Here is a 14,936-nt window from a genome sequence, read left to right on the forward strand (position 1 = left end):
CGAGGGGCGCGGGGAACTGCGCGACCGGCCACCGTCAGCCGCCGGCCGGCAGAAGCCCCCGCCCCTCGGGCGCACCGTCGGCTAACCGCGCAGCACCGCTCCGACCCGCTCGCCCGCGAGGGCGACCGCCGCGTCGCGGGCCGCGGAGGCCTCGTCGACCGTCAGCGTCCGGTCCCCGGCGCGGAAGCGCAGCGCGTACGCCAGGGACTTGCGGCCCTCGCCGAGCTGCTCCGCGTTGTCGTAGACGTCGAACAGCCGGATGGACTCCAGCAGTTCGCCCGCGCCCTCGCGCAGCGCGGCCTCGACGTCCGCCGCCGGGACGAAGGCGTCGACGACCAGGGCGACGTCCTGCGTGGCGACCGGGAAGGTGGAGATGGCCGGCGCCTGCGGGGTGTCGTCGCCGACCCGCTCGAGGGTGTCGAGGTCCAGCTCCATCGCGCAGGCCCGCGCGGGCAGGCCCAGGGCCTTGACGACCCGCGGGTGCAGCTCGCCGGCGTGGCCGATGACCCGCTCCTCACCGTCGACGGTGACGAACAGCTCGGCGCAGCGGCCCGGGTGCCAGGGACCGTACTGGCCCTTGCGGATACCCAGTTCGGCACCGGCCTCGCGGGCGACGAGCCGGGCGGCCTCGACCGCGTCGGCCCAGTCGGCCGGGCGGCCCCTGCCCCACCAGCCGGCCTGCTCGCGGCCGCCCGCGAGGACGACGGCGACGTGCCGGGGCTGGTCGGGCAGCGCGGCGTCCAGCGCGGCGAGGTCCTCCTCGCTGGGACGCCGGTCGACGGGCAGGTCGACGGCGACACGCCGCTCGTCGCGCGGGTGGAAGACCAGGCCGGTCTCGAACAGCGCGAGGTCGTGGCTGCCCCGGCCGTCGTTGCGGCGCAGCGCGCCGAGCAGGCCCGGCAGCAGCGAGGTCCGCAGCGCGGGCTCCTCGTCGCTGAGCGGGTTGACCAGCTTGACCACGCGGCGGTCCGGGTCGTCGGCGTCCAGGCCGAGCTGGTCGAAGACCTGCTCGCTGACGAACGGGTAGTTCGGCGCCTCGACGTACCCGGCGCCGGCCAGGGCACGGCCGACGCGGCGGTGCAGGCGCTGCCGGGCGGTGAGGCCGCGGCCCGCCGGGGGGCGGGGCAGCGTGGAGGGCAGGTTCTCGTAGCCCTCCAGCCGGATGACCTCTTCGGCCAGGTCGTTGGGGTCGGTGAGGTCGGGCCGCCAGGACGGGACGGTGACGATCAGTTCGTCCTGCCCGTAGACGTCGCAGCCGACCTCCTGGAGGCGGCGTACGACGGTCTCCCGGCCGTACGTCACACCCGCCACCTTGTCCGGGTGGTCGGCGGCCATGGAGACGGTGTGCGGCGCGGACGGGGCGCTGATCTCGGTGACGCCGGCCTCGGCGGTGCCACCCGCGAGGAGCACGAGCAGGTCGACGGTGCGCTGGGCGGCGGCGGCCGCGGCCTGCGGGTCGACACCGCGCTCGAAGCGGCGGGACGCCTCGGAGGACAGCTTGTGGCGGCGGGCGGTGCGCGCGACGGACACCTGGTCGAAGTGGGCGGCCTCGATGACCACGTCACTCGTCGCGTTGCCGCCGTTCTCGGCGGCACCGTGGTCGGCGATCTCCGTGTTGGCGCCTCCCATGACGCCCGCGAGGCCGATCGGGCCGCGGTCGTCGGTGATGACCAGGTCCTCGGCGTGCAGCTTCCGCTCGACGCCGTCGAGGGTGACGATCTTCTCGCCCTCGCCGGCCCGGCGCACGCCGATGGTGCCCTGGACCAGGCCGCGGTCGTAGGCGTGCAGGGGCTGGCCGAGCTCCATCATCACGTAGTTGGTGACGTCGACGGCGAGCGAGATCGGGCGCATGCCGACCTTCTGCAGGCGCCGCTGGAGCCAGATCGGGGAGCGTGCCTCGGGGCTGAGGCCGGTGACCGTGCGGGCGGTGAAGCGGTCGCAGCCCGTGGGGTCGGCGATCTTCACGGGGTAGCCGTAGGCGTTCGGGCCGGGCACGTCGAGCAGGGCCGGGTCGCGCAGCGGCAGGCCGTAGGCGATGGCGGTCTCGCGGGCGACGCCGCGGATGGACAGACAGTCGCCGCGGTTGGCGGTGACGGCGATGTCCAGGACCTCGTCGACCAGTTCCAGCAGCTCGATCGCGTCCTTGCCGACCTCGGTCTCCGGCGGCAGCACGATGATGCCGTGCGTGCCGTCGTCGCCCATGCCCAGCTCGTCGCTGGAGCAGATCATGCCGTGGGACGTCTTGCCGTACGTCTTGCGCGCGGAGATCGAGAAGCCGCCCGGCAGGGTGGCGCCGGGGAGGACCACGACGACCTTGTCGCCGACGGCGAAGTTGCGGGCGCCGCAGACGATCTCCTGGGGCTCACCGGTGCCGTTGGCCTGCCCGACGTCCACCGTGCAGAAGCGGATCGGCTTCTTGAAGCCCTCCAGCTCCTCGATGGTCAGCACCCGGCCGACGACGAGGGGGCCCTTGAGGTCGGCGCCCAGGTGCTCGACGGTCTCGACCTCGAGGCCGGCCGAAATCAGCTTGGCCTGCACGTCGCGGCCGGTCTCGGTGGCCGGCAGGTCGACGTACTCCCGCAGCCAGGAAAGCGGGACCCGCATCAGATCTCCATCCCGAACGGCCGGGTGAACCGGACGTCACCCTCGACCATGTCTCGCATGTCCTCGACGTTGTGGCGGAACATCAGCATCCGCTCGATGCCGAACCCGAAGGCGAAGCCGCTGTACTTCTCGGGATCGACGCCGCAGGCGACGAGCACCCGCGGGTTGACCATGCCGCAGCCGCCCAGCTCGATCCAGCCTTCGCTGGAGCAGGTGCGGCAGGGCCGGTCGGGGTTGCCGACGGACTCGCCCCTGCAGACGTAGCAGAGCATGTCCATCTCGGCGCTCGGCTCGGTGAAGGGGAAGAAGTTCGGCCGCAGCCGGGTCTTCATCTCCGCGCCGAACAGCGACTGGACCATGTGGTCCAGGGTGCCCTTGAGGTCCGCCATGGTCAGGCCCTCGTCGATGGCGAGCAGCTCGACCTGGTGGAAGACGGGCGTGTGCGTGGCGTCCAGCTCGTCGGTGCGGTACACGCGGCCGGGGCAGATCACGTAGACCGGCAGCTCGCGGCCGAGCGCGGAGCGGATCTGCACGGGCGAGGTGTGGGTGCGCAGCACGACGCCGGACTCGGTGCCGCCCTCGGGGCCCTCGACGAAGAAGGTGTCGGCCTCGCCGCGGGCCGGGTGGTCCGGGCCGATGTTCAGCGCGTCGAAGTTGAACCACTCGGCCTCGGCCTCGGGGCCCTCGGCGACCTCGTAGCCCATGGCCACGAAGATGTCCTCGATGCGCTCGGAGAGGGTGGTGAGCGGGTGGCGGGCGCCGGCCGGCACGCGGTCGTGGGGCAGCGTGACGTCCACGGCCTCCTCGACCAGCACGCGGGCGTCGCGCTCGGCCTCCAGCTCCTCCTGGCGGGCGGCGAGGGCCTTGTTCACGGCGCCGCGGGCCATGCCGACGCGCTTGCCGGCGTCTGCCTTGGCGTGCGGGGGCAGGGCGCCGATCTCGCGGTTGGCCAGCGACAGCGGGGAGGTGCCGCCGGTGTGGGCGACCTTGGCCTCCTGGAGCGCGTCGAGGGAGTCCGCGGCGGCGAAGGCGGCGAGCGCCTCGTCCCGCATGCGCTCGATCTCTTCCGGTTTCAACGCCTCGACCTCGACTGGGTCGTACGACTTATTCGGTGCCGACATCTCTTCCCGTGCTTCCGATTGGCTGGCTGATGGTCCCCGTCACCGGCTCGTGGACGAAGCGTCTCGCTCTGGGCGTCTCCGTCTGCGGGACACAAAGGTGCCAAACGCCGAGTCTAACGGGGTGGAGAAAGGCGGATGCGCCCGTGGGGGTCCCGGACCGTCTCAGGTGAGATACGCGGGAGCCGCCACGGGCAGCGTAAATCGGAACTCGGCGCCGCCGCCGGGGGCGCGGCCGACCGTGATGGTGCCGCCGTGGGCCTCGACGATGCCCTTGACGATGTACAGCCCGAGGCCCGTCCCGCCGCGCTTGCTGCCCCGCCAGAAGCGGGTGAAGACGCGGTTCATGGACTCCTCCGGGATGCCGGGCCCCTCGTCGCTCACCGTGACCGACGTGCCGGCGTCCTCCTCTTCGCGCGGGGACGCCGCGGGCGTGATGTCGATGGTGACGGTTCCCTCGCCGTGACGCACGGCATTTTCGATGAGGTTGCTGAGCACCTGGTCGATCTTGTCGGGGTCGGCCCACAGGGCGGGCAGCGGCCGGCCGAGGCGGAGCAGGAAGCGGTCGGCCGGCTGCCCGGCGGCGACGTAGGCCTGGATGTGGCGGCCGACGGCGGCTCCGATGTCGACGGGCTGGCGGCGCACCTCGAGCCGTCCGGAGTCGATCCGGGAGATGTCCAGCAGCTCGGCGATGAGCCGGGTGACGCGGTCGGCGTCGGCGTCGACGGTCTCCAGCATCAGCCGCTTCTGGTCGTCGGTGAACCGCTCCCACTTGGCCAGCAGCGTCGCCGTGAAGCCCTTGACGGAGGTGAGCGGTGAGCGCAGTTCGTGGGCGACGGTGGCGATCAGCTCGGCGTGGCTGCGCTCGGTGCGGCGGCGGGCCTCGGTGTCGCGCAGGGTGACGACGACGCGGTGGACGGAGCCGGTGCGCCCGGTGCGGACGTAGCGGGCGCAGACGAGGACCTCGCGGCCGCCGGGGAGCAGCAGGTTGCGCTCGGGCTGGCCGACGCGGATGGCGAGCCCGCCGTAGGGGTCGGTGAGCTGCCACCAGCGCCGCCCGTCGAGGTCCTCGAGGGGCAGGGCCTCGTCGAGGGGCTGTCCGAGGGCGTGGGCGGCGGGGACGGCGGTGATGCGGGACGCGGCCGCGTTGAAGCAGATCACCCGTCCGTGCTCGTCCGCGACGACGAGGCCGTCGGGCAGCTCGTCGGGGCCGATGCCGAGGTCGGCGAGGTCCCCGGGCCGGCGCGGCGCGGGAGGGCGGCCCGTCCGGCGTGCCCCCGGTGCGCTGCTCGTGCCGACGCTCATCCCCGTGCCCCACCTCTCACCTGGTCTGGGGTCCCCGCGCTGGTCACCCTACTAGGTGGTGGTGACGGAGCGGCACCCTCCGGCGGCGCGCTGTGCACGCGCCGACGCGTAGAGACATACGGCCGCGGCGGTGGCGAGGTTCAGGCTCTCGGCCTTCCCGTGGATCGGGACGCGGACGACGGCGTCGGCCAGTGCCCGGGTCTCCTCCGGCAGTCCCCAGGCCTCGTTGCCGAAGACCCAGGCGGTGGGCCCGCCCATGGTGCCGGCGTCCAGCTCGGCGTCCAGGTCGTCCTCGCCCGCGCCGTCGGCGGCCAGCACGCGTACGCCGGCGTCGCGCAGCGCGGCCACGGCCCGTTCCACGGGGACGCCGACGGCGACCGGCAGGTGGAACAGGGAGCCGACGGACGCGCGTACCGCCTTGGGGTTGTACAGGTCGACGGAGGCGTCGGTGAGGACGACGGCCTCGGCGCCGGCGGCGTCGGCGCAGCGCAGCACGGTGCCGGCGTTGCCGGGGTCCCGGACGTGCGCGAGGACGGCGACGAGCTTCGGACGGGCGGCGAGGATGTCGTCGAAGGGGGTGTCCACGAAGCGGCAGACCCCGACCAGGCCCTGCGGGGTGACGGTGGTGGAGATGTCCTCGATCACCGCGTCGGCGGCGAGGTGGACCCGCGCGCCGGCGTCACGGGCGGCTCCGACGATGTCGGCGTACCGTTCGGCGGCCTCGACGGTGGCGAAGACCTCGACGAGGGTGTCCCCGTAAGCGGCCGCCTCCCGCACGGCCTGCGGCCCCTCGGCCAGGAACAGCCGCTCCTTGCCCCGGAAGTTCCGCCTGGCCAGCCGCCGCGCGGCAAGGACACGGGGGGACCGGGGAGAGATCAGCTCTGGGCTGACGGGACGCACTCCTGCTCACCTTCACATCTGAATCGACGCGGACTGCAACGCGCCCCTCCAGGGGCGCGGGGAACTGCGCGACAAGCCACGACGCACCCGCAGCCGAAGGAACACGGAGGGGCGGCAACAACAGGACCCGCAGGCGCAAAACCTGCGGGTCCAGTCACGTCGGCTCACAGCCGGCGCAGCGTCACGCGGCCTTCGGCGCGTTGACGTCGCTCGGCAGCGCCTTCTGGGCGACCTCGACCAGCGCGGCGAACGCACCGGCGTCGTTGACGGCCAGCTCGGCGAGGATCTTGCGGTCCACCTCGACGTTGGCGGCCTTCAGACCCTGGATGAAGCGGTTGTACGTGATGCCGTTGGCGCGGGCAGCGGCGTTGATGCGCTGGATCCACAGCTGGCGGAAGTCACCCTTGCGCTTCTTGCGGTCGTTGTAGTTGTAGACCAGCGAGTGGGTGACCTGCTCCTTGGCCTTGCGGTACAGGCGCGAACGCTGACCGCGGTAGCCGGAGGCCTGCTCGAGGATCGCCCGGCGCTTCTTGTGGGCGTTGACTGCCCGCTTGACGCGTGCCACTTGTTAACTCCTTGTAGCGGGGCCGTGGTTGTCCTCACACGGCCCGGTATCGATGGGGTCCCGGTCCTGCCGTACGGCGCTCAGTGGCGCCCGTACGTCACTTGCCGAGAAGCTTCTTGATCTTCGCGGCGTCGCCCGGGGCCATCTCGGCGTTGCCGGTGAGGCGGCGCGTCACGCGGGACGACTTGTGCTCGAGCAGGTGGCGCTTGCCGGCGCGCTCACGGAGCACCTTGCCGGAGCCGGTGATCTTGAAGCGCTTGCTGGCACCGCTGTGCGACTTGTTCTTCGGCATAGCGCCGTTATCTCCTCGTCGGTGGCGCTCCTGTGCCCGGTCGTGAGAACCGGGCACGGTGGAGCGTCGCTCTTGTTTCGGTTACGTCCTGGGGACTGGCGTCCCCCGGGGTCACGCCTCGGCGGAAGCCTCGGCCGGAGCCTCGGCGTTCACGGCGTCGGCGTCCGCGGCGTTCTGCGACTTGCCGGGGTTGGCCTTCGCCTCCGCCTTGCGGGCTTCCTGCGCCTGGCGAGCCTCGGCCATCGCCTCGGTCTTCTTCTTGTGCGGACCGAGGACCATGATCATGTTGCGGCCGTCCTGCTTCGGGTTCGACTCCACGAAGCCGAGGTCCTGGACGTCCTCCGCGAGACGCTGCAGCAGTCGGTAGCCGAGCTCCGGCCGGGACTGCTCGCGACCACGGAACATGATCGTGATCTTGACCTTGTCGCCCTGCTTGAGGAACCGGACGACGTGACCCTTCTTGGTGTCATAGTCGTGCGGGTCGATCTTCGGCCGGAGCTTCATCTCCTTGATGACCGTGTGCGCCTGGTTCTTGCGCGCCTCACGGGCCTTCATGGCCGACTCGTACTTGAACTTCCCGTAGTCCATGAGCTTGCACACGGGCGGACGGGCGTTCGCCGCGACCTCTACGAGGTCGAGGTCGTACTCCTGCGCAAGCTCCAGGGCCTTGGCAAGCGGGACAATCCCGACCTGCTCGCCGCTGGGACCGACAAGTCGCACCTCGGGAACGCGAATCCGGTCGTTGATGCGGGGCTCGGCGCTGATGGATCCTCCTCGGTAGCACCACGCGACGGTCTGGCGGACAGCCGCGTAACGTCTGTGTTCGTTAGACCTAACCGCGCCGGCGCACAAAAAATGCCCCGGACGATCACAGGCGGGGCTCCTCGAACTACCGGAGCACCGTCGCGATGGCCGCGGGGCGCGCTTTTCGGGCCGGTCGCCGTCGTGAGGACGGGACCGCCTGACCGGTGACCCGCCGTCCCGGGGGACGGTCAGGTGGGAGTTCGAAAGCCTCCACTTGTGGGCCGGGCCCGCCGCCGTGAGGCGTACGTGTCCGACCGGTCGTTACACAAGGTTAGCAGCTCGGCAGGGGAAGGGCTAACCGAGACCGAGTGGGGCCCCGCCCGCCGCTGCGCCTATCGTGAGCTGCATGAGTGAGACCCCTCCTGAGACGCCCGACTTCGACGCCATGACCCGCGACATCGCGGAGGTCCCCGCGGTCGAGGTGATCGTGACGGTCGCCGTCAACCTGATGAGCGCCGCCGCCGTGAAGCTCGGACTGACCGAGGAGGGCGACGCCCACAAGGACCTGGACGAGGCGCGCAAGCTGGTGCACGCGCTGGCCGGTCTGCTGGACGCGAGCGCGACCGAGATCAGCTCGTTCCACGCGGCGCCGCTGCGCGACGGGCTGAAGTCGCTCCAGCTGGCGTTCCGCGAGGCCTCGCTGGTGCCGGACGAGCCGGGCCAGGGCCCGGGCGAGAAGTACACCGGAGCCGTCTACGGCTGAGCCGTCACCGCACGTACAAGGGCTCGCCCGGAGGCGTCGCCCCGGCCGGCAGCAGTGCCAGGTCGAGGCCGCGCACCAGGCGGGCCCTCAGTGTCTCGTCGGCGGCCAGCCGCCCGGCGACGGCGCGGGCGGCCTCGGCCGGGGCCGCGGCGGGGTCCAGCACCAGGGCCAGGGTGCCGTCGGCCTGTCCCGGCCCGAGGTGCGCGCGGAGCACGGCGGGCTCGGCGGCCACGGCACGGCGTACGGCCTCGACGACCGCCGGGTCGGCCAGCGGATCGGTCGTCGTGCGTCCCTCGGCCACGGCCAGCAGGGCCGCCCCGCTCAGCTCGAAGGGCACCGGCCCGGCCATGTCCAGCACGACCGTGTCCGCCTTCTCGTGGGCGGCGGCCTGGAGGGCCTGGTGCAGGGGTACGGCGACGGGGCGCGCCGCGGGGTCCCAGCGGGCGAGCGAGTCGGTGGAGGTGAAGGCGGGCAGGGCGGTGCGGTTCCCGGCCCTCAGGGTCGGCACGGCCATGTCGCTGGTCTTCTCACGGCGCAGTCCGTTCTCGTCCTCCTCGACCTCGCCGAGGACGGCCACGACGGGCACGAGCAGCCGGGCGCCCTTGAGCGCCTCCAGCACGGGTGCGAGGGCGGTGCGGTCCCCGGCCCAGGCGGCGAGCGCCGCGCTCAGCCGGGGGTCGGCGGAGCCGTCGTCGTCGGAGAAGCCGGGGTCGGGAATGTTCTTGTTCGCCACGGTCCCCGACCCTATCGGGGGGCGGCCGGCCGTCCTCACCGGCCTCTCAGGGATCTCTGAGCCGCGTTTCACCTCCGTCCCACGGTCCGCACAGCCGGCGCCCCGAGCATCGCGGGCATGGAGTCCACCCGAGCCCGGCGGCGCCGTCGTGCGCGCCCGCCCCGGCGCCGCGCCCTGTTGTCCGCCGCCCTGGCCACGGTCGCGGTGGTGGGCGCCACGGCGGCCGGGACGGTGTACGTGACGGCGCGGGCGCACCCCGGCGCGGGGGCCGTATCGTCGGCCGCCTCGGCGACCGCGGACGGGGAGGCACCGGTGGACAGCGCCATGGAGGCGGCCGTGGACCGCGACGCCCTGCTCGCGAGGGCGATCGAGGCGGTGCCCGTGGCGGACGGCACCGAGGTGTCGGTGGCGGTGCTCGACCTCGAGTCCGGCGAGAGCGCCGCGTACGGTACGGCGGCCTTCGACACCGCGAGCATCGTCAAGGTCGACATCCTGGCGGCGCTGCTGCTGGACGCGCAGGACGCGGGCCGGGCGCTGACCGCCGGGGAGCAGGCGTACGCCGTCGACATGATCGGGAACAGCGACAACGACGCGGCCTCGGCACTGTGGCGGACGATCGGGGCGGCGCAGGGGCTCGACGCCGCGAACGAGCGCCTCGGTCTCACCGCGACCGAGGGCGGCGACGGACCGCTGTGGGGGCTGACGCGGACGACGGCCGCCGACCAGCTCGTACTGCTGCGGCAGGTCTTCGGGGCGGGGGACTCCCCGCTGAGCGGGGCCTCGCGGACGTACCTGCGCGAGCTGATGGGCGGGATCGCCGCGGATCAGCGATGGGGTGTGTCGGCGGCGGCCGACGGCGGCGACGGCTCGTGGGCGCTGAAGAACGGCTGGCTGCGGCGCAGCACCACGGGGCTGTGGGTGGTCAACAGCATCGGGCGGGTGACGGCCGGCGGCCACGACCGCCTGGTGGCGGTGCTCTCGCGGGGCAGCGCGACCCTGGCGGCGGGCGTCTCGCTGACCGAGGCGGCGGCGCGGGCCGCGGTGTCGGTGTTCGCCGGCGCGGACGGGGAACCGGCGGCCGGGGGCGGCGCGGCCGCGGATCAGAAGTCGTCGTAGCGTTCGCGGCGGCCGCGCCACAGGACGACGGACGCGACGATCAGCACGCCGCCCGCGCCGCCGGCCAGCGGGGCCGCCCAGGCCGAGGTGTCGTCGTGCGAGGCGGGGGCGTCCGGCCCCGGGCCGAAGTACTTCTCGCCGTAGGCCGCCGGGGCGAGTGCGCCCGGCTTCAGACGTCCGGCGGCCTCGATCGCGGCGGCGGGGTCGACGAAGCCGAAGCCCCGGGAGTCGTCCCGCCCGTCGGCGGGCGCGTTCCGGGCCGTGTCCTCCAGGAGCCTCTTGACCTGGGCGGGAGTGAGGTCCGGGTGGGCGGCCTTCACGAGGGCGGCGGCGCCGGAGACGAACGCGGAGGCGGCGCTGGTGCCCCAGCCCTCGTAGTAGCGGTGGTCCGGGTCGGCGATGATCACGTCGACGCCGGGGGCGGCGACCGTGGCGTACCAGCGGCGGGTGGAGAAGGAGGCGCGGGTGCCGAAGCGGTCGACGGCGGTCGCGGCGACGACGCCCGGGTAGGCGGCCGGGTAGGAGATGTGGTCGCCCTTCTCGCCGCCGTTGCCGGCGGAGGCGACGACGACCACACCCTTCTTCAGGGCGTACTGGATGGCCTCGTCCTCGGCGGGTTCGGGATGGGCTGAGGCGGAGTCGTCGCCGAGGGAGAGGTTGATGATGTCGGCGCCGTGGTCGGCGGCCCAGCGGATGCCCTCGGCGAGCGCGTTGCCGCGGGTCTTGCGGGCCTTGGCGCGGGAGGGGTCGCCGTCCTCCAGGATCACGCGGACGGGGAGGATCCTGGCCTCCGGCGCGATGCCCATGACACCCTCGGCGTTGCCGGGTCCGTGGCCGTGGCCGGCGATGATCCCGGCCATGGCGGTGCCGTGCCGGGCCCAGGAGCGGTCGCCCTCGCTCGCGCCGAAGCCGACCAGATCGTTGCCGGTGAGGACGTTGCCGGCCAGGTCGGGGTGGTCGGCCTCGACGCCGGTGTCCAGGACGGCGACGGTGACGCCGGCGCCCTTGGTGGTGCGCCACGCCTGGTCGGTGTGCAGGGCGTCGAGGGCCCACTGCTTGGCGCGGATGCCGTCGGCGTGCGCGCCGGGCGCCGGGACGAGGACGAGGGCGGCGGCGAGGAGGAGGCTCAGGGCGCCGCCGGCCCGGCGGGCGGTGGGGGTGTTCACGAGGGCTGCTCCGTGGCGGGGCCGACGTTCTTGCGCAGGGCGCGCTCGACGCGGTCGGCGAGGCCCTGCGCCTCGTGCCCGAGGCCGGCCTGGGCGGGGGTGGAGGTGGCGCCGGACTCCGTGGCCTCCTCGGCGGGTTCGGGCCGGTCGACGACGCGGCCGTCGGCCCAGCCGGAGACGGCGTAGACGACGACGGGGGCGTCGGTGAGGACGGAGACGGTCCAGGAGGCGCGTCCGTCCGCGCCGAAGCCGGCGGCGACGGTGTCCTCGGCAGCGTACGGCAGTGGCACGAGGTCGGCGCGCCGGTCCAGGCCCTCCTTGTCGAACCGGCTCGCCAGCGCGGTCATGGCGGCGGCGTCCGCCTTGGTGAAGAGCAGGCCGACGGTGGTGACGTAGCTCCGGGTGGCGTCGGTGTAGGTGGCGCGCAGCAGGCGCGCGCAGCCGGCCGGGGCGAGGGCCTTGGCCAGCAGCGGGTCGAAGGCGCCGGCGCAGCCGCTGTCGGGGGCCACGGCGACGCGGGTCCAGGTGCGGTCGGCGCCGCCGGGGCCGGCGCCCTGCCCCTGCACGGTGGGCGGGAAGAGCTGGTCGACGGGCACGCTGTGCCACAGGTCCCCGGCCGCGGTGAAGGCGCTGCGCGCCTCGGCCTCCCCGGAGTCCCCGGCGAGCCAGCTTCCGGTGACGGCGCCGGTGACGAGGCCGGCGCCGAGCACCAGGCAGACGGCCGCGGCGACGGCCTGGGGCCGCAGGCGTCCGCCGAGCGGGCGCGGCCGGGCGTGCTCGTCGTACCCCTCGGGCGCGGCGAACGACACGCGGGGCCGGGTGCCGCCCCACGACGGGGCCGGAGCGGGGGTGTGCGGCGGTCCGGGGTCCGCCGGGATCGGGCGCAGGCGGGTGGTCGTCTCCGACGGGGTCTCGGCGCAGGCGGCGCCCGGGCGGGGTCGCGGCCGTGCGTCGCGCCCTCGCGGAGTTTCGACCGCCGCACGGCCGACGGACGGCGGGGCGTCCGGGAAGCGGGCGGTGGCCCGCGGCGGCGGAGGCGTGTCCGTGTCGCGCGGCCCGCGTGGGCGTGGCATCGCGCCCTCGGCCGGGGCGGGCCCCGGGGACGCCGGCACGCCGGTGCGGGACACCGGCTCACCACCGGACGCCCCGCCGTCCGGCCGCGACGGCGCCCCCGGGCGGCGGGCAGTGCCGGCGGGCGGCGGTGAGGTGGAGCGGCCTGGGGCCGTGGAGCCGGCCGCGTCCGGGGTCCGCGGCGTGCCCGGACCCTGCGGCGGCCCCGCGGGCGGCGGCGGGGTGGGGCCTGCGGCGTCGGTGGGCGGTGCGGTGGTGGGACGCGGGGGCTGGGTGGGCCGGGAGCCGTCGGGCGGGGTCGCGTTGCCGCGGGGTGGGTGCGGGGGGCGTGGGGGGAGGGCGGCGCGGCGTGCTTCCGTGCTCATGCACCCCCCGTTTCCTCGGGCCCGGGCCGGCCGTCCGGCGCGGGCCGGCGTTCCCTGCCCGGGCCCGGAGCGGACTGGCCGTCCCGGGCACGCATACCCGCACGGGCCAACCGCCATCCCGGCGCGGGCCCCCGGGCCCTGCTGCCCGGACCGTCCGGCCGTGCGTGCGCGTCACTCTACGGCGTGTCCCGGCCCGACGGGGAACCAGTCCGCAGGCCCGTGGCATTGGCCCGGAACGTCCCCCTACCCTGCGGTAATCCCGTCTGGCAGGCTTCGTTCATGACTGCGCGCGCCGCCGACCGGGCCCGTTACGACCGGGCCACCGCCCATCTGGACGCCCCCGTGGCGATCGTGGACCTGGAGGCTTTCGACGCCAATGCGGACGATCTGGTCCGCCGGGCCGGCGGCAAGCCGATCCGGGTCGCCAGCAAGTCCGTACGCTGCCGTGCCCTGCTCGAACGCGCCCTCGCCCGGGACGGCTTCGCGGGGGTCATGTCCTACACGCTGGCCGAGTCCCTGTGGCTGGCGCGCTCCGGGTTCGAGGACGTGCTGCTGGCCTATCCGTCCGCGGACCGCGCCGGGTACGCGGAGCTGACCGCCGATCCGAAGCTCGCCTCGGCCGTGACCGTGATGACCGACGACCCGGCACAGCTGCGGCTCATCGACGAGGCGCGGGACGGCGGCCGCGAAGTGGTGCGGGTCTGCCTGGAGTTGGACACCTCGCTGCGGCTGTTCGGCGGACGGGTGCGCGTGGGGGCGCGGCGGTCCCCGCTGCACTCCCCCGCGCAGGTCGCCGACCTGGCCCGGGTGGTGGCCCGGCGGCCGGGTTTCCGGGTCGTCGGCGTCATGGCGTACGAGGGACATGTCGCCGGGGTCGGGGACGCGGTGGCGGGACGGCCGCTGCGGTCGCGGGCGGTGCGGCTGATGCAGGCCGCCGCGCGCCGCGAACTCGCCGAGCGGCGCGCCGCGGTGGTGCGGGCGGTACGAGCCGTGGTGCCGGATCTGGAGTTCGTCAACGGCGGCGGCACGGGCAGCGTGCAGCACACCGCCGCGGAGGACGCGGTCACCGAGATCGCCGCCGGATCGGGGCTGTACGTACCGCGGCTGTTCGACAACTACACGTCGTTCAGCGGGCGTCCGGCGGCCCTGTTCGCCCAGCCCGTGGTGCGGCGCCCTGGCGTCGGGGCGGTGACCGTGCTCGGCGGCGGCTATCCGGCGTCCGGCGCGGCCGGGGTCGACCGGCTTCCGGTGCCGTATCTGCCCGAGGGGCTGCGCTACGACCCGCAGGAGGGCGCCGGCGAGGTGCAGACGCCGCTGCTGGGCTCCCCCGCGGACGACCTGCTGATCGGCGACAAGGTGTGGTTCCGGCACGCCAAGGCCGGTGAGCTGTGCGAGCGGTTCGACACGCTGCACCTGGTGGAGGGGGACGCGGTGACGGCGACGGTGCCGACGTACCGGGGCGAGGGGCGCACCTACCTGTAGGTCAGGCCGAGGGGCCGATGCTGCTGCCGACGCCGCCGCCCGTGCCCGCGTCGCCGACGGGCCGGATGCCCTTGGTGATCCGGTCCATGTCGGCGAGCGGCGGCCCGTCCTCGCCGGCGTCGAAGACGTAGCGGACGAGGATCGGGGACTCGGTGCCGACGGTGGACGGGAACACCAGCGACTGCACGTAGCCGCCGGGACCCTTGGCCGTCGTCACCCGCCAGCGCACGTAGTACCCGGCGCGTCCGGCGACCGCGACCGGCCCCGAGGCGACGACCTGGTGGGACTCGACGCCCCCGAAGGGGCTGCCGCCGACCGTGTCGTGGTCGTAGGCGTCGTCCGCCGCGTCCTCGATGTCCTGCTCGGCGAGGACCTTCGGGGAGCTCTCGGCGTTCGCGGTGACCGTGCGGGAGACGACCAGGCCGTGCCGGCACACGCCGCCGTCGCCGGGGCAGTCGTAGGTGCCGTCCGTGGTCATCACGGCGTCGTCCTCGGGGACGTACCGCGGGCGCACCCAGCCGGCCGGCAGCGGGAAGGTGATGCCGTTGAGCTGGTCCTCGACCACGGCGGGGTCGTCGGCGGAGGGCTCGGAGGTCTTCGGCGAGGCGGTCGGCGGCCCGGTCGGCGGTGCGGGGTCCGTGGGGGTCGCCGCGGTCGGCGGGGTCCCGGCCCGGGTACCCGTGTCGTCGTCCTCGCCGAGGAGGACGGCGCC

The 14,936-nt window shown here is 74.4% G+C and carries 14 protein-coding genes; 3 read left to right on the top strand and 11 right to left on the bottom strand.

Going from position 1 to position 14,936, the window contains the following annotated elements:
- Positions 1-81 precede the first annotated feature (81 nt).
- The 7 genes from pheT to infC form a co-directional block, all read right to left on the bottom strand.
- Positions 82-2,604, bottom strand: a complete 2,523-nt coding sequence (gene pheT, locus ACFWJB_RS30465; RefSeq protein WP_385458385.1) for a phenylalanine--tRNA ligase subunit beta — start codon at positions 2,602-2,604, stop codon at positions 82-84.
- Complete coding sequence (pheS, locus tag ACFWJB_RS30470) at positions 2,604-3,725, bottom strand: phenylalanine--tRNA ligase subunit alpha (RefSeq protein ID WP_385458386.1); 1,122 nt, start codon at positions 3,723-3,725, stop codon at positions 2,604-2,606. Before pheS ends, pheT begins: the two co-directional genes overlap by 1 nt.
- Positions 3,726-3,887: 162 nt before the next feature.
- Positions 3,888-5,027, bottom strand: a complete 1,140-nt coding sequence (locus tag ACFWJB_RS30475) for an ATP-binding protein (protein ID WP_386926239.1) — start codon at positions 5,025-5,027, stop codon at positions 3,888-3,890.
- 51 nt (positions 5,028-5,078) lie between these two features.
- Positions 5,079-5,927 (bottom strand): TrmH family RNA methyltransferase, encoded by an 849-nt coding sequence (locus tag ACFWJB_RS30480; RefSeq protein ID WP_385458388.1) that lies wholly within the window; start codon positions 5,925-5,927, stop codon positions 5,079-5,081.
- 181 nt (positions 5,928-6,108) lie between these two features.
- Entirely contained in the window at positions 6,109-6,492 is a 384-nt protein-coding gene (gene rplT, locus ACFWJB_RS30485) for a 50S ribosomal protein L20 (RefSeq protein WP_004002577.1), read from the bottom strand.
- Between the two features lie 97 nt (positions 6,493-6,589).
- Positions 6,590-6,784, bottom strand: coding sequence for a 50S ribosomal protein L35 (gene rpmI / locus ACFWJB_RS30490; RefSeq protein ID WP_003977225.1), 195 nt, complete (start codon positions 6,782-6,784; stop codon positions 6,590-6,592).
- A gap of 111 nt (positions 6,785-6,895) precedes the next feature.
- Positions 6,896-7,549 (bottom strand): translation initiation factor IF-3, encoded by a 654-nt coding sequence (gene infC / locus ACFWJB_RS30495; protein WP_086026072.1) that lies wholly within the window; start codon positions 7,547-7,549, stop codon positions 6,896-6,898.
- A 385-nt stretch (positions 7,550-7,934) separates the two neighbouring features.
- On the opposite strand from infC, the gene ACFWJB_RS30500 reads away from it, so the two are divergent.
- A complete protein-coding gene (locus ACFWJB_RS30500) occupies positions 7,935-8,291 on the top strand; it encodes a DUF1844 domain-containing protein (RefSeq protein WP_385458389.1) in 357 nt (118 codons plus the stop codon).
- Between the two features lie 4 nt (positions 8,292-8,295).
- On the opposite strand, the gene ACFWJB_RS30505 is transcribed toward ACFWJB_RS30500, so the two are convergent.
- Positions 8,296-9,024 carry an SseB family protein gene (locus tag ACFWJB_RS30505; RefSeq protein ID WP_385458390.1) on the bottom strand — a complete coding sequence of 243 codons (729 nt, stop codon included), beginning with the start codon at positions 9,022-9,024 and terminating at the stop codon, positions 8,296-8,298.
- 117 nt (positions 9,025-9,141) lie between these two features.
- Here ACFWJB_RS30505 and ACFWJB_RS30510 point away from each other — a divergent pair, with 117 nt between their 5' ends.
- Positions 9,142-10,140 (top strand): hypothetical protein, encoded by a 999-nt coding sequence (locus ACFWJB_RS30510; protein ID WP_386926242.1) that lies wholly within the window; start codon positions 9,142-9,144, stop codon positions 10,138-10,140.
- Here the strand turns inward: ACFWJB_RS30510 and mycP are convergent.
- On the bottom strand, positions 10,125-11,306 hold the full coding sequence (gene mycP / locus ACFWJB_RS30515) for a type VII secretion-associated serine protease mycosin (RefSeq protein ID WP_385458392.1): 1,182 nt from the start codon (positions 11,304-11,306) through the stop codon (positions 10,125-10,127). The genes ACFWJB_RS30510 and mycP overlap by 16 nt on opposite strands.
- Positions 11,303-12,115, bottom strand: a complete 813-nt coding sequence (locus ACFWJB_RS30520; protein WP_385458393.1) for a hypothetical protein — start codon at positions 12,113-12,115, stop codon at positions 11,303-11,305. The genes mycP and ACFWJB_RS30520 overlap by 4 nt, the downstream gene beginning before the upstream one ends.
- A gap of 906 nt (positions 12,116-13,021) precedes the next feature.
- Between ACFWJB_RS30520 and ACFWJB_RS30525 the strand changes: the two genes are divergently transcribed.
- Complete coding sequence (locus ACFWJB_RS30525) at positions 13,022-14,224, top strand: amino acid deaminase/aldolase (protein WP_385458394.1); 1,203 nt, start codon at positions 13,022-13,024, stop codon at positions 14,222-14,224.
- A 1-nt stretch (position 14,225) separates the two neighbouring features.
- Here the strand turns inward: ACFWJB_RS30525 and ACFWJB_RS30530 are convergent.
- Positions 14,226-14,936 (bottom strand): hypothetical protein (locus ACFWJB_RS30530; protein ID WP_386926244.1); only part of this gene is annotated, 711 nt, incomplete at its 5' end.

Origin of the sequence: Streptomyces sp. NPDC127100, from assembly GCF_042724095.1 — a bacterium.
GTDB lineage: Bacteria > Actinomycetota > Actinomycetes > Streptomycetales > Streptomycetaceae > Streptomyces.